14 protein-coding genes are annotated in these 12916 nt (G+C 62.2%); 9 read left to right on the top strand and 5 right to left on the bottom strand.

Annotated elements, in window-relative coordinates; translation table 11 throughout:
- Positions 1 to 70 precede the first annotated feature (70 nt).
- Positions 71 to 1441: a 23S rRNA (uracil(1939)-C(5))-methyltransferase RlmD gene (rlmD, locus tag AD663_RS06245; protein ID WP_053213440.1), complete on the bottom strand. Its 1371-nt coding sequence runs from the start codon at positions 1439 to 1441 to the stop codon at positions 71 to 73.
- A complete protein-coding gene (cysM, locus tag AD663_RS06240) occupies positions 1441 to 2343 on the bottom strand; it encodes a cysteine synthase CysM (protein ID WP_053213439.1) in 903 nt (300 codons plus the stop codon). Before cysM ends, rlmD begins: the two co-directional genes overlap by 1 nt.
- Before the next feature lie 286 nt (positions 2344 to 2629).
- Between cysM and AD663_RS06235 the strand changes: the two genes are divergently transcribed.
- The 4 genes from AD663_RS06235 (at position 2630) to AD663_RS06220 (ending at position 7474) form a co-directional block, all read left to right on the top strand.
- Positions 2630 to 5380 carry a response regulator gene (locus AD663_RS06235; RefSeq protein WP_003178978.1) on the top strand — a complete coding sequence of 917 codons (2751 nt, stop codon included), beginning with the start codon at positions 2630 to 2632 and terminating at the stop codon, positions 5378 to 5380.
- A gap of 66 nt (positions 5381 to 5446) precedes the next feature.
- Positions 5447 to 6436, top strand: a complete 990-nt coding sequence (locus tag AD663_RS06230) for a 2-hydroxyacid dehydrogenase (RefSeq protein ID WP_003178976.1) — start codon at positions 5447 to 5449, stop codon at positions 6434 to 6436.
- Between the two features lie 199 nt (positions 6437 to 6635).
- Positions 6636 to 7070 (top strand): hypothetical protein, encoded by a 435-nt coding sequence (locus tag AD663_RS06225; RefSeq protein ID WP_003178974.1) that lies wholly within the window; start codon positions 6636 to 6638, stop codon positions 7068 to 7070.
- Positions 7070 to 7474: an META domain-containing protein gene (locus tag AD663_RS06220; protein ID WP_003178972.1), complete on the top strand. Its 405-nt coding sequence runs from the start codon at positions 7070 to 7072 to the stop codon at positions 7472 to 7474. The genes AD663_RS06225 and AD663_RS06220 overlap by 1 nt, the downstream gene beginning before the upstream one ends.
- 158 nt (positions 7475 to 7632) lie before the next feature.
- Here the strand turns inward: AD663_RS06220 and AD663_RS06215 are convergent, their stop codons facing one another.
- The gene (locus tag AD663_RS06215) at positions 7633 to 8100 is read right to left on the bottom strand and encodes a TlpA disulfide reductase family protein (RefSeq protein WP_003178970.1); all 468 of its coding nucleotides are present in this window, start codon (positions 8098 to 8100) and stop codon (positions 7633 to 7635) included.
- A gap of 113 nt (positions 8101 to 8213) precedes the next feature.
- Between AD663_RS06215 and arsC the strand changes: the two genes are divergently transcribed.
- The 3 genes from arsC to AD663_RS06200 are packed head-to-tail and all read left to right on the top strand — an operon-like array spanning position 8214 to position 9587.
- The gene (gene arsC, locus AD663_RS06210) at positions 8214 to 8567 is read left to right on the top strand and encodes an arsenate reductase (glutaredoxin) (RefSeq protein ID WP_003178969.1); all 354 of its coding nucleotides are present in this window, start codon (positions 8214 to 8216) and stop codon (positions 8565 to 8567) included.
- Positions 8564 to 9169 carry an NAD(P)H:quinone oxidoreductase gene (gene wrbA / locus AD663_RS06205; protein ID WP_003178967.1) on the top strand — a complete coding sequence of 202 codons (606 nt, stop codon included), beginning with the start codon at positions 8564 to 8566 and terminating at the stop codon, positions 9167 to 9169. The genes arsC and wrbA overlap by 4 nt, the downstream gene beginning before the upstream one ends.
- Positions 9162 to 9587: a DUF2069 domain-containing protein gene (locus AD663_RS06200; protein ID WP_003178965.1), complete on the top strand. Its 426-nt coding sequence runs from the start codon at positions 9162 to 9164 to the stop codon at positions 9585 to 9587. Before wrbA ends, AD663_RS06200 begins: the two co-directional genes overlap by 8 nt.
- Before the next feature lie 89 nt (positions 9588 to 9676).
- Here the strand turns inward: AD663_RS06200 and AD663_RS06195 are convergent, their stop codons facing one another.
- Both AD663_RS06195 and ttcA read right to left on the bottom strand, forming a co-directional pair.
- Positions 9677 to 10351, bottom strand: a complete 675-nt coding sequence (locus AD663_RS06195; protein ID WP_003178964.1) for a DNA-3-methyladenine glycosylase I — start codon at positions 10349 to 10351, stop codon at positions 9677 to 9679.
- 67 nt (positions 10352 to 10418) lie between these two features.
- Entirely contained in the window at positions 10419 to 11243 is an 825-nt protein-coding gene (ttcA, locus tag AD663_RS06190; protein ID WP_003178962.1) for a tRNA 2-thiocytidine(32) synthetase TtcA, read from the bottom strand.
- A gap of 390 nt (positions 11244 to 11633) precedes the next feature.
- On the opposite strand from ttcA, the gene AD663_RS06185 reads away from it, so the two are divergent.
- Together AD663_RS06185 and AD663_RS06180 are read left to right on the top strand one after the other, a co-directional pair.
- A complete protein-coding gene (locus AD663_RS06185; protein ID WP_003178961.1) occupies positions 11634 to 12236 on the top strand; it encodes a Yip1 family protein in 603 nt (200 codons plus the stop codon).
- Positions 12237 to 12398: 162 nt separating this feature from the next.
- Positions 12399 to 12893: a SprT family zinc-dependent metalloprotease gene (locus AD663_RS06180; protein WP_003178959.1), complete on the top strand. Its 495-nt coding sequence runs from the start codon at positions 12399 to 12401 to the stop codon at positions 12891 to 12893.
- The last annotated feature ends 23 nt before the right edge of the window (positions 12894 to 12916 follow it).

Here is a 12916-nt window from a genome sequence, read left to right as displayed (position 1 = left end):
ATGCGTCAACATCGCTGACCTTCATTGTCCGTACCTTCGCCCAGGACTGTGGCGGGTATGCACGAACGGGTCAGTCGGACAAGCCATCCTGGCTCGCTTCAAATAACGCCATGGCCTCGACATGTGCCGTCTGAGGAAACATATCGAGAATCCCGGCACGTTTTAACCGGTAGCCCTGCTTGATCAATTCGACCGTGTCCCGGGCCAAAGTTGCCGGGTTGCACGATACATAAACCACCCGTTTGGCGCCCAGGGACGCCAGCTTGCGCACCACCTCGAAAGCACCGTCACGGGGTGGGTCCAAGAGTACCGCAGAAAAGCCTTCGCCGATCCATTCGGCACCCGCCAGAGGCTGGGATAAATCGGCCTGAAAAAAGGCAGTGTTATTCAAATTGTTGCTGAGCGCATTGGCGGCCGCACGATCCACCATGGTTTGCACGCCTTCCACGGCCACCACTTGGCGCACGCGCTTGGCCAGCGGCAAGGCAAAATTGCCCAGGCCGCAGAACAGGTCCAGCACCCGCTCCTCGGATCGGGGTGCAAGCCACTGCAAAGCCTGGGCGATCATCGCCTCGTTAACGCCGGCATTTACCTGGATGAAATCCCCTGGCCGGTAAGCCAGCGCCAGATCCCAAGTGTCCAAGCGATAACCCAAGGGTTGCTGCGGATCGACCGGTTGCGGCTCGCCTTCGCCATGGAGCCACAACTGGGCTTCGTGGAAAGTGCAGAAGTCCTTGAGGATGCTCAGGTCGGCCTCCGACAACGGCGCCATGTGTCGCAGCAATACCGCCAGGGACGAGCCGGCGAACAACTCCACATGCCCCAGCGCCTGGGGTTTGCTCAAGCGGCGCAGCATGTCCGGCAAGCGGCTCATGATCGGCTGCAAGGGCTGTACCAGCACCGGGCAATCGCCGATGGCGACGATGTCCTGGCTGCCGACGGCACGGAACCCTACTTCAAGCGTCTTCGTCTTCTGGTCCCAGCGCACCGCCACGCGGGCGCGACGCCGGTATCCCAATTCCGGACCGCTCAACGGCGCGGCCCATTCGTCAGGCTCAACACCGGCCACTCGCGACAGTTGCTCGGCCAGCATGCGCTGTTTCAGGGCGAGTTGTTCGTCGTGGGGCAAATGCTGGACGCTGCAGCCACCGCAGCGACCGGCGTGGATGCACGGCGCCGGACGCCGCAGCTCACTGGGCAGGAATACCCGTTCGGTACGCGCCTCGACCACTTTGCCATGGGCACCCAGCACCCGCGCCTCGACTTCTTCACCGGCCAGGGCGCCGATGACGAACCAGGTCCGGCCTTCGACAAACGCAATGCCCCGGCCATCGTTGGCCAGGCGCTCGATGGTCAGGCGTTGCTTTTTACCAGTGGGCACTTGCGGGGCCCGGCTTCCGCCGCTGGGCTGGAAGCGCAGGCCTTTCTCTTGCTTGGCCATCAGTTGGGCGCGTCGAAGATGCCGGTCGACAGGTAGCGGTCGCCTCGGTCGCAGATGATCGCGACGATCACCGCGTTTTCAACTTCCTTGGACAGGCGCAACATGCCCGCCACGGCTCCGCCCGAAGACACGCCACAGAAAATCCCTTCTTCACGCGCCAGGCGACGGGTGATGTCCTCGGCTTCGTGCTGGGCCATGTCGATGATCCGGTCCACGCGGTCGGCCTGGTAGATCTTCGGCAGATACTCCTCGGGCCAACGACGAATGCCAGGAATGGCCGCACCTTCCATCGGTTGCAGGCCAATGATCTGCACGTTCGGATTCTGTTCTTTCAAATAGCGCGAGGTGCCCATGATCGTGCCCGTGGTGCCCATCGAGCTGACGAAATGGGTGATGGTGCCGTCGGTCTGGCGCCAGATCTCAGGACCAGTGCTGGTGTAGTGCGCCTCTGGGTTGTCGCCGTTGGCAAACTGATCCAGCACCTTGCCGCGCCCTTCGGCTTGCATGCGCTCGGCCAGGTCCCGGGCACCTTCCATACCCTCCTCCTGAGTCACCAGGATCAGCTCGGCACCGTAGGCAGTCATCGCCGCCTTGCGCTCGGCGCTGGAGTTGTCGGGCATGATCAGGATCATTTTGTAGCCCTTGATCGCCGCAGCCATGGCCAAGGCGATGCCGGTGTTGCCGGAGGTCGCTTCGATCAGCGTGTCGCCAGGCTGGATCAGCCCGCGCAATTCGCCACGGGTGATCATCGACAGCGCTGGCCGATCCTTGACCGAGCCCGCGGGATTGTTCCCTTCGAGCTTGAGCAAAAGCGTATTGCTGGTGACGCCAGGCAGGCGCTGCAAACGGACCAGCGGAGTGTTGCCGACGCAATCGGCGATGGTTGGGTACTGCAAAGTCATGGCGTATTCGCAATCCGGACTGCGGGGGCGCCTATCATACCGGCAAACCTGGCGCGGCCATATCACGCAAAGTAAGGAGGTTATGGCTTATAGGAATAAGCAGGGCCCGTGGCGAGTCAGCTTGCTCCCGCCGCGCAGCGCACAGCCCAAAACCTGAGCCGGCGGCGTGCCAGATCCGCGACACGATTTTTACGAAGATCGCCCGCCCGCAAATCGCTACACTGCGCAGGTATTGCGTGCCGGATGCACGCGAGCTCAATCAGACCGCTGGATGCAGGAGACACGTGTGCTCAAGAAACTGGGAATCAAAGGCCGAGTGCTGTTGCTGACCCTGTTGCCGACCAGCCTGATGGCGTTGGTCCTGGGCGGCTATTTCACCTGGATGCAGCAATCGGACCTGCACGCCCAGTTGTTGCAACGCGGCGAGATGATCGCCGAACAGCTTGCCCCGCTGGTCGCGCCGGCCATGAGCCGCCAGGACACCGATCTGCTGGAGCGCATCGCCACCCAGTCCCTCGAACAAACGGACGTACGCGCCGTGACGTTCCTCGCGCCCGATCGCTCGCCGCTGGCCCATGCCGGCCCGACCATGCTCAACCGGGCACCGGAGGGCAACAGCACCCAACTGTTGCAACGCACCGGCAACGACGCCACCCGCTACCTGCTGCCGGTATTCGGCAAGCACCGCAACCTGGCAGGCGAACTGATTCCCGAGGAAGCCGACCGCCTGCTGGGCTGGGTCGAGCTGGAGTTGTCCCACAGTGGCATGCTGCTGCGGGGTTATCGCAGCCTGTTCGCCAGCCTGTTGTTGATTGCCGCCGGCTTGGGCCTGACCGCGCTGCTGGCCCTGCGCATGGGGCGCACGATCAATCGCCCGCTGAGCCAGATCAAGCTCGCAGTGGCGCAACTCAAGGACGGTCACCTGGAAACCCGCTTGCCTGCGCTGGGCAGCCAGGAATTGGATGAGCTGGCTTCAGGCATCAATCGCATGGCCAGCACCTTGCAGAATGCCCAGGAAGAGTTGCAGCACAGCATCGACCAGGCCACCGAAGACGTGCGCCAGAATCTGGAAACCATCGAGATCCAGAACATCGAGCTGGACCTGGCCCGCAAGGAGGCCCTGGAGGCCAGCCGGATCAAGTCCGAATTCCTGGCGAACATGAGCCATGAAATCCGCACGCCGCTCAACGGCATCCTTGGCTTCACCCATTTATTGCAGAAAAGCGAACTGACCCCGCGCCAGCTCGACTACCTGGGCACCATTGAAAAATCCGCCGACAGCCTGCTGGGCATCATCAACGAGATCCTCGACTTTTCGAAGATCGAGGCCGGCAAGCTGGTGCTCGACAATATCCCGTTCAACCTGCGCGACCTGTTGCAGGACACCCTGACCATCCTCGCGCCCGCAGCCCACGCCAAACAGCTGGAGCTGGTGAGCCTGGTGTACCGGGACACGCCGCTGTCGTTGGTGGGCGATCCGTTGCGCCTCAAGCAGATCCTCACCAACCTGGTGAGCAATGCCATCAAGTTCACCCGCGAGGGCACCATCGTCGCCCGGGCCATGCTTGAAGACGAACACGAAGACAGCGTGCAGTTGCGCATCAGCATCCAGGACACCGGCATTGGCTTATCCAGCCAGGACGTGCGGGCGCTGTTCCAGGCATTCAGCCAGGCCGATAATTCGCTGTCCCGGCAACCGGGCGGCACCGGGTTGGGCCTGGTGATTTCCAAACGTCTGGTGGAGCAGATGGGTGGCGAGATCGGCGTCGACAGCACGCCGGGCGAAGGCTCGGAATTCTGGATCAGCCTGCGCCTGCCCAAGACCCGCGACGACGCCGAGGACCTGCCCGGTCCACCGCTGCTGGGACGGCGCGTGGCGGTGCTGGAGAACCACGAACTGGCGCGCCAGGCCTTGCAGCACCAGCTCGAAGACTGCGGCCTGCAAGTGACGCCGTTCAACACCCTGGAAACCCTGACCAACGGCGTGACCATCGCCCACCAGACCGACCAGGCGATCGATCTGGCCGTGCTCGGCATCACCAGCAACGATATGCCGCCGGAGCGCCTCAACCAACATATCTGGGACCTTGAGCATCTGGGCTGCAAAGTCCTCGTGCTATGCCCCACCACTGAACAGACGCTGTATCACCTCTCGGTGCCCAACCCCCACAGTCAGTTGCAGGCCAAGCCGGCCTGCACCCGCAAGTTGCGCCGTTCGCTTTCCGACCTGGTCAACCCGCGCCCGACCCGCAGCGAACCCAACGAGCCCGTGGCCAGCCGCGCGCCAAAAGTGCTGTGCGTGGACGACAACCCGGCCAACCTGCTGCTGGTACAGACACTGCTCGAAGACATGGGGGCCAAGGTGCTGGCGGTGGAAAGTGGTTACGCCGCCGTCAAGGCCGTGCAAAAGGAGACCTTCGATCTGGTGCTGATGGACGTGCAGATGCCCGGTATGGATGGTCGCCAGAGTACCGAGGCGATCCGCCAATGGGAAAGCGAGCGGCACTGCACGCCGTTGCCGATCGTCGCCCTCACCGCTCATGCCATGGCCAACGAAAAACGCGCCTTGCTGCAAAGCGGCATGGACGATTACCTGACCAAACCCATCAGCGAACGGCAACTGGCCCAGGTGGTGTTGAAATGGACCGGCCTGGCCCTGCGCAACCAGTCGCCGGAGCGCAACGGCGACGCCCCGGCCGGCAGCGAACTCTTGGTGCTCGATCACGAGGAAGGCCTGCGCCTGGCCGCCGGCAAAGCCGACCTGGCGGCAGACATGCTGGCGATGCTGCTGGCGTCCCTGGAAGCCGACCGCGAAGCGATCCGCCAGGCCAACGAGGCCAACGATCACAATGCGCTGATCGAACGGGTGCATCGTCTGCACGGCGCCACCCGCTATTGCGGCGTACCGCAATTGCGTGCCGCCTGCCAGCGCAGCGAAACCCTGCTCAAGCAACAGGACCCTAAAGCCACCGCAGCCCTGGAAGAACTGGAGCGCGCCATCAATCGCCTGGCCAGCGAGGCACGCATCAGCGCCTGATCCAGGGCAATGGCGGCAGGGACGATGGCGGTTATGCTGAGTCCATCCCAGAGCCAGGAGGCCGCCATGCGCGCTATTCTTTTCAGCAGCCAGACCTACGACCGTGACAGTTTCAGCAAAGCCCCGCCGCCCGCCGGCCTGGAGTTGCAGTTCCAGCCGGCTCGCTTGAGCCTGGACACCGTGTCCCTGGCCGAACGGCATGAAGTGGTCTGTGCGTTCATCAATGATGACCTCAGCGCCCCGGTACTGGAACGACTGGCCCACGGCGGCACCCGGTTGATCGCGCTGCGCTCGGCCGGCTACAACCATGTCGACTTGCCCGCCGCAAAGCGCCTGGGGTTGAGCATCGTGCGGGTGCCCGCCTACTCGCCCCATGCAGTGGCCGAACATGCCGTGGCGCTGATCATGGCGCTCAATCGCTGCCTGCACCGTGCCTACAACCGCACCCGCGACGGTAATTTCAGTCTTCATGGGCTGACCGGCTTCGACCTGGTGGGCAAGACCGTCGGCGTGATCGGCACTGGGCAGATCGGCGCGACATTTGCGCGGATCATGGCCGGTTTCGGCTGCCAGTTGCTGGCATACGACCCCTACCCCAACCCTCAGGTCGAAGCCTTGGGGGCTCGCTACTTGCCCCTGGCCGATCTGCTGGCGCAAGCGCAGATCATCAGTCTGCATTGCCCGCTCAACGAACAGAGTCGACACCTGATCAATGCCCGATCGCTGGCGACGATGCAGCGCGGCGCCATGCTGATCAACACCGGGCGCGGCGGCCTGGTGAATACACCGGCGCTGATCGAGGCGTTGAAAAGCGGCCAGCTGGGTTACCTGGGGCTGGACGTGTATGAGGAAGAGGCCGATCTGTTTTTCAAGGACCGCTCCGACCAGCCCTTGCAGGACGACGTGCTGGCACGGCTGTTGACCTTTCCCAACGTAATCATTACCGCCCACCAGGCATTCCTGACCCACGAGGCCCTGGCTGCGATTGCCATGACCACTCTGGATAACATCGCTGCCTGGGCCGCCGGCGCACCGAGGAACCTGGTGGACCACTAAGCCTGAGCCCCCCCGTGGGAGCGGGCTTGCTCGCGAAGGCGGTGTGTCAGAACCACATTCATGAACTGACACGCCGCTTTCGCGAGCAAGCCCGCTCCCACAGAGATGGAGTTTCGTCGGTCAGCTCTATGGTTGGCCGGCATCAAGACCATCCCCAGCCATGCCCCGTGCTAGCATGTCGCGCCTATTTGGAGGACCCATGGCCGAACACGATTTCCGCTACACCCTGATGAACCCCCAGCACACCCTGACCGAAGTCCGCGCCCTGGCGCCGGGCCGCTATCAGGTCACCGGTAATGGCGGTTCGATCCAGGCCAACGATGTATTGCTCGTTACCCTCAAGGGCAGCAAGGATTTGTCCATGCGCCTGACCGTGGACACCGTCCGGCACTTGCTCAAACCCATGGGCCAGTGGACCGCCATGACCACCGGTCCGGTATTTGGCGAACTGGCGATCCATACCTGGGAGGTCAACTGTGACGGTTGCGCCAAGGCACTGAGCTTCGAATTCGCCGTCGATGCCAAGCTCGGCGTCAAGGCCCAGAAGCCGGCGGCCAGCGCGCGCATCGCCGAACTGGGTTGGACCACCGTCGGCGAAAAGCACCTGTGCCCCAAATGCCAGGAAGCGGCCTGATGAAACGTTTGGCCCTGGCGGCGCTGATCAGCGCCGGTCTGATGGGTTGCGCTGCCGAACCGGTGCAACTGCAGCACAACCGCAGCTACATCCTGGAATGGATCGGTGAACGGCCATTGATGGACTACAGCCACCTGACCATTACGCTTGGCGATGACGGCCGGGCCTATGGCAACGGCGGCTGCAACCACTGGTTCGCCCCCTATACCCTGGAAGGCCATCGCTTGAGCTTCGGCAAGGTCGGCAGCACCCGCAAGCTGTGTGCCCCGGCGGTGATGGAGCAAGAGACGCGCTTCTTGCAGGCGTTGGAAAAGGTCGAACGCTGGGACGTCTCGCCCATCGAGCAAATGCGCTTCTGGCCAGCCCAGGGCAAGCCGCTGCGCTGGTGGTTGGAGGAAGGCTGAGACTGCCCCCTGTGGCGAGGGAGCTTGCTCCCGCTGGGCTGCGAAGCAGCCCCAAAATGTATCTGTCACCCCAGTGTCGGAAAGGACGCAGGGGCCTGCTGCGCAGTCCAGCGGGAGCAAGCTCCCTCGCCACATAAAGCCATCTGCCGAAACCGGGGTTATTCAAGCGCCTGCAACGCCTCTAGCTTCGCCATCACCCCCGCTGCGGTCTGCTCCCCCAGCAACTGCTCGCGCACCTTGCCCTGGTTATCGATGATGTACGTCACCGGCAGCCCTTCGCTGCGAGGCAGGTCGAAGATTTCCGCGGGATCGCGGGCCAGCACCGTGAAGCCAATCCCCATCTTGTCACTGGCACTCTTGAGTTCTTCGCCCTGCACCTGGTCGAAATTGACCCCGAACACGCCGACGTTGCGCCCCTTGAGCTGCTCAGCCAGGGCATTGAACTCCGGGATTTCGGTGCGACATGGCGCGCACCACTCTGCCCAGTAATTGAGCACTACCCATTGCTTGTCCAGCCGTTGCGAGGCGATCGCCTGGCCGTTCTGGTCCACGCCGTAGTCGTTCCCGCAGCCGGCGAGCAACAAGATGCCCATGAATGTCAGTGCCGCCGTCAATCGCCTTGCCATGTGCCAGTCCTTGTCTGAATGTGAACGCTGCCGCGACCGATCGCCTCTCGATGTGCTCAAGGCCTCGCGGCACAGTAGAATAGCCGCCACCTTACGCAAGATGCGACCCGCTCATGACCGATCTGACGCTTTATCACAACCCGCGCTGCTCGAAATCCCGCGGTGCGCTGGAACTGCTGGAGGCCCGCGGCCTGACGCCCACGGTGGTCCGCTACTTGGAAACCCCGCTCGACGCCACGCAGCTCGAACGTCTCCTGGGCAAGCTCGGCATCACCGCCCGGCAATTGCTGCGTACCGGCGAAGAGGAGTACGCAACGCTGAACCTGGCCGACCAAAGCCTGAGCCAGGCCCAGTTGATCGCCGCTATCGCCGCCCACCCGAAGCTCATGGAGCGACCGATTCTCGAATCCGGTGAAAAGGCCATGATCGGTCGTCCACCGGAGAAGATCCTGGAGATCCTGCCGTGACCACGCCGTACATCCTGGTGTTGTATTACAGCCGCAGCGGCTCCACCAATGAGATGGCCAGGCAGATCGCCCGCGGCATCGAGCAGGCCGGGCTGGAAGCCAGGCTGCGCACGGTGCCGGCGATTTCCACCGAGTGCGAAGCAGTGTCACCGGACATTCCTGAGCAAGGCCCGCTGTACGCCAGCCTCGACGACCTGAAAAACTGCGCCGGACTTGCGCTGGGCAGCCCGACCCGTTTCGGCAATATGGCCGCGCCGCTGAAATACTTTCTCGACGGTACCAGCAATCTCTGGCTGACCGGCGCCCTGGTGGGCAAGCCCGCCGGGGTGTTCACTTCCACCGCCAGCCTTCACGGCGGCCAGGAAACCACCCTGCTGTCGATGATGCTGCCGCTGTTGCATCACGGCATGCTGATCACCGGCCTGCCCTACAGCGAATCGGCCTTGATCGATACCGTGGGTGGCGGTACGCCGTATGGCCCGAGCCATCACGCCGGTGCCGACGGCAAAAGCGGCCTGAACGAGCACGAGATCGCCCTGTGCCGGGCCCTGGGCTCGCGCTTGGCGAAAACCGCGCATCTGCTGGAGAACGGCCGTGGCTAAGAAGCCGAAAATCCTGCCGCCCTTGGAGTGGCTGGAGCCGCGCGTACGCATCGCCCGCGTCGTCAGCCTGCTGTGCTTTCTCGGGCTGGTGGGTTTGCTCAGTGCTTATTACCTGTTGGTCGCCGACCTGCACGGCGCAAGGCCCTGGGTCATTCTGCTGATTGAACTGGTGCCGTTGCTGATCCTGGCGCCAGGCATGCTCATCGGCAGCGCTCGCGGGCATTCGTGGATGTGCTTTGTGGTGAACCTGTATTTCATCAAGGGCGCGCTGGCGGCCTATGACCCGAACCGGCAGTGGTTCGGCGTGCTTGAAATGATGGCGAGCGTGGCGGTGTTCTGCTCGGCCTTGCTGTATGTGCGCTGGCGGTTTCAGTTGAACCGGCGGCTGGCGGGGGAAGGCGAGATTTCTGTCGCCTGATACACCGCTATCGCGAGCAGGCTCGCTCCCACATTTGAAATGCACGCCTCTGTGGGAGCGAGCCTGCTCGCGAAGGGCGCGACGCGGCCTCAATGATTGACGGTATACGCCAGCATCATCGATATCTGGCTCATGGGCCTTCCCCCACTCTCTTCATGCCACTGGTTGAAAGCATTCTGCATCACCGCCAGGTCCCGCTGGCTGGTGGGGACTTTGTCGATGATGTCCTGGGCATTGAGCGCTGCCACTACGTCATAACTGGACGTAAAGGTGTCCTTGCCCATCATCCGCAAGTAGCGCGGCGCCGAGTGACCGCCCATCTGATGGCCGTGTTTTTTCAGATAGGTCCACAGGCCCACGATATCAGTCACCGGCCAGTCAGCCACCAGCGCGCCGAAACTGCCCTTTTCATGGGCCACATCCAATATCAGTTGCGCGTTGCGCGGCACGCTCTTGAGCTTGCCCAGGTGGCGGATGATCCGCGCATCTTGCATCAGTCGCTCCAAGTGTTCGGCGCTCATGAGCACGACCTTTTCCGGATCGAATTTGAAGAACACTTCTTCGAATGCCGGCCACTTGGCGTCCACCAGGCTGTGCTTGAGACCCGCGCGGAACACCCTCAGCGCCATGGTCGAGAGATAGCGGTCGTCGCTGATCTTGCGCAATTGCGCCGGGGTCTTGGGCACCGGCAGGTGGGCTTCCAGTTCAGCCGCCGAACCGAAACGGTTCAGACAATACTCGTGCAGCCACTTGTAATCGCGCATGCCCTCTCCTGGGGTTCAAAATGAAAACGGCGCTCGCAAGCGCCGTGTATGGAAGCTGTCGCAAGCGTCAGAGGTTCACCACGTTGACGAACCGCGGCGTGGCGTTTTCGTCGATGCGCAGGTTGGTAAAGTCGAACAGGTTGCGGTCCGCCAGTTGCGACGGGATGACGTTCTGCAAGCCACGGAAGATGCTCTCGGTACGTCCTGGGGTCTTGCGCTCCCACTCCTGGAGCATTTCCTTGACCACCTGGCGCTGCAAGTTCTCTTGGGAGCCGCACAAGTTGCAGGGGATGATCGGGAATTGCTTGAAGTCCGAATACGCCTGGATATCTTTTTCGTTGCAATACGCCAGCGGGCGGATCACCACGTTGCGCCCGTCATCGGCACGCAGCTTGGGCGGCATGGCCTTGAGCGAGCCGTTGTAGAACATGTTCAGGAAGAACGTCTCGACGATGTCATCGCGGTGGTGACCCAGGGCCATCTTGGTCGCCCCGATCTCATCGGCGAAGGTATAGAGGGTTCCGCGCCGCAGGCGCGAACACAGCGAACAGGTGGTCTTGCCTTCGGGGATCAGTTCCTTGACCACCGAATAGGTGTCTTTTTCGACGATGTGATATTCCACGCCGAGCGATTCGAGGTACGCCGGCAGCACATGCTCGGGAAACCCGGGCTGCTTCTGGTCCATGTTCACCGCGACGATGTCGAACTTGATCGGCGCCACCTTCTGCAGGTGCATCAGCACATCAAGCAAGGTGTAGCTGTCCTTGCCGCCGGACAGGCAGACCATGACCTTGTCGCCGTCCTCGATCATATTGAAATCGGCGACCGCCTCACCGGCCAGGCGGCGCAGGCGCTTTTGCAGTTTGTTCTGGTTGACCGTAAGAGTGCCCATGACGCGAAATCCGTGAGGTGTGACGAAAGGGCGGCATTTTACGCAAAAAACCTCCGGTATGGCACCGCCCCCCGGGTGGCGAGGGAGCTTGCTCCCGCTGGGGTGCGCAGCAGCCCTAAGATTTTGCGGTCGCTGCGCAACCGAGCGGGAGCAAGCTCCCTCGCCACGGGGGGACCTCTTGGGCCGTAGGGTTGGGGACACAGATCAAGCCGCGATTAGGCAGCTTTTTTACAGCGCTATTTGCTCTAAGCCACCCATCCCCCTGGCGATAACTCCTTTCTATACTGCGACATAAGGTCGCACACATATTCAGACCTTTACTTACTTGGCCACCTTGGCCCGTAGGCGCTCCGTTGGGGGGCGATGGCAATAACAAAGGAGTGACTGGCTATGATCCATCATGTCGTGGGGCTCTTTACCCACCCTGATCAAGAATGGAAAGACATCCGTGGCGATCAGGAGGAAAGCATCAGCCACATGTACCTCACCCACACGCTGATCCTGGCGGCCATCCCCGCGATATCGGCGTTCATCGGCACCACCCAGGTGGGATGGGTCATCGGCAATCGCCCACCGGTGATGCTGACCCAGGAAAGCGCGCTGTGGATGACCGTCATGTCCTACCTGGCCATGTTGGGCGGTGTGGCGGTGATGGGCGCTTTCATCCACTGGATGGCCCGTACCTACGACGCCAACCCGAGCCTGGCCCGTTGCGTCGCGTTCGCCACCTACACCGCGACACCGCTGTTCATCGGCGGCCTGGCGGCGCTCTACCCACACATGTGGCTGGGGATGATCGTCGGCACGGCAGCTATCTGCTACACGGTCTATTTGCTTTACGTCGGCCTGCCCACCTTCATGAATATTCCGCAGGATGAAGGCTTCCTGTTCTCCAGTTCAGTGCTGGCCGTTGGCCTGGTGGTGCTGGTGGCAATCATGGCATTCACGGTGATCGTCTGGGGGCTGGGCGTCGGCCCGGTCTATACCAACTGAACAACCGAGGCTCTCTCACAAAAAGAACAGATCTGCCCGCACAGGCCGCCGCAAGGCGGCCTTTCTGTGTTTGAGCCCCTGGAAAAATGACCGCTGGGCGCCTGAGCGATTCGCAACGCTGAAGGCTTGCGGCATACTCGGGTTTCTGGAGACCCGTAAAGCATGCTTGAGCAACTCAATACCCGCGTCGAAGAGTGTTACCAACAAGCCGAATCCTTTTTCAAACGTCCTTTCAAACGCCCAGTGGTCAGCTTCAAATTGCGTGGCCAGAAGGCCGGTGTCGCGCACCTGCATGAAAACCTGCTGCGCTTCAATCCACAGTTGTACCAAGAAAACGCCGAAGACTTCCTCAAGCAGACCGTCGCCCACGAAGTCGCGCACCTGATCGCTCATCAATTGTTTGGCGACCGTATCCAGGCCCACGGCGAAGAGTGGCAACTGATCATGCGCGGGGTCTACGAACTACCGCCCAACCGTTGCCACACCTACGCAATCAAACGCCGCAGTGTGACCCGCTACATCTACAAATGCCCGTGCGATGGCAGTGATTTCCCGTTCTCGGCCCAGCGCCACAGCCTGGTGCGCCAGGGGCGACGGTATCTGTGCCGCAGTTGCCGCAATACCTTGGTGTTCAGCGGGGAGACGCGGGTGGAGTAGCAGGTTTAGGTGGCGCCTGGGCT

The sequence above is a fragment of the Pseudomonas sp. Q12-87 genome, assembly GCF_001269755.1.
Lineage (GTDB): Bacteria > Pseudomonadota > Gammaproteobacteria > Pseudomonadales > Pseudomonadaceae > Aquipseudomonas > Aquipseudomonas fluorescens_S.
The sequence above is the reverse complement of the archived record's forward strand: the minus strand, read 5'-3'. Positions and strand labels throughout refer to the sequence as shown.

Excerpts from the sequence above, each read along its gene's own strand:
- rlmD (WP_053213440.1), bottom strand. The coding sequence starts at position 1,441 with ATGGCCAAGCAAGAGAAAGGCCTGCGCTTCCAGCCCAGCGGCGGAAGC.
- cysM (WP_053213439.1), bottom strand. The coding sequence starts at position 2,343 with ATGACTTTGCAGTACCCAACCATCGCCGATTGCGTCGGCAACACTCCG.
- AD663_RS06230 (WP_003178976.1), top strand. The coding sequence starts at position 5,447 with ATGCGCGCTATTCTTTTCAGCAGCCAGACCTACGACCGTGACAGTTTC.
- AD663_RS06225 (WP_003178974.1), top strand. The coding sequence starts at position 6,636 with ATGGCCGAACACGATTTCCGCTACACCCTGATGAACCCCCAGCACACC.
- AD663_RS06220 (WP_003178972.1), top strand. The coding sequence starts at position 7,070 with ATGAAACGTTTGGCCCTGGCGGCGCTGATCAGCGCCGGTCTGATGGGT.
- AD663_RS06215 (WP_003178970.1), bottom strand. The coding sequence starts at position 8,100 with ATGGCAAGGCGATTGACGGCGGCACTGACATTCATGGGCATCTTGTTG.
- arsC (WP_003178969.1), top strand. The coding sequence starts at position 8,214 with ATGACCGATCTGACGCTTTATCACAACCCGCGCTGCTCGAAATCCCGC.
- AD663_RS06195 (WP_003178964.1), bottom strand. The coding sequence starts at position 10,351 with ATGCGCGATTACAAGTGGCTGCACGAGTATTGTCTGAACCGTTTCGGT.
- ttcA (WP_003178962.1), bottom strand. The coding sequence starts at position 11,243 with ATGGGCACTCTTACGGTCAACCAGAACAAACTGCAAAAGCGCCTGCGC.
- AD663_RS06185 (WP_003178961.1), top strand. The coding sequence starts at position 11,634 with ATGATCCATCATGTCGTGGGGCTCTTTACCCACCCTGATCAAGAATGG.
- AD663_RS06180 (WP_003178959.1), top strand. The coding sequence starts at position 12,399 with ATGCTTGAGCAACTCAATACCCGCGTCGAAGAGTGTTACCAACAAGCC.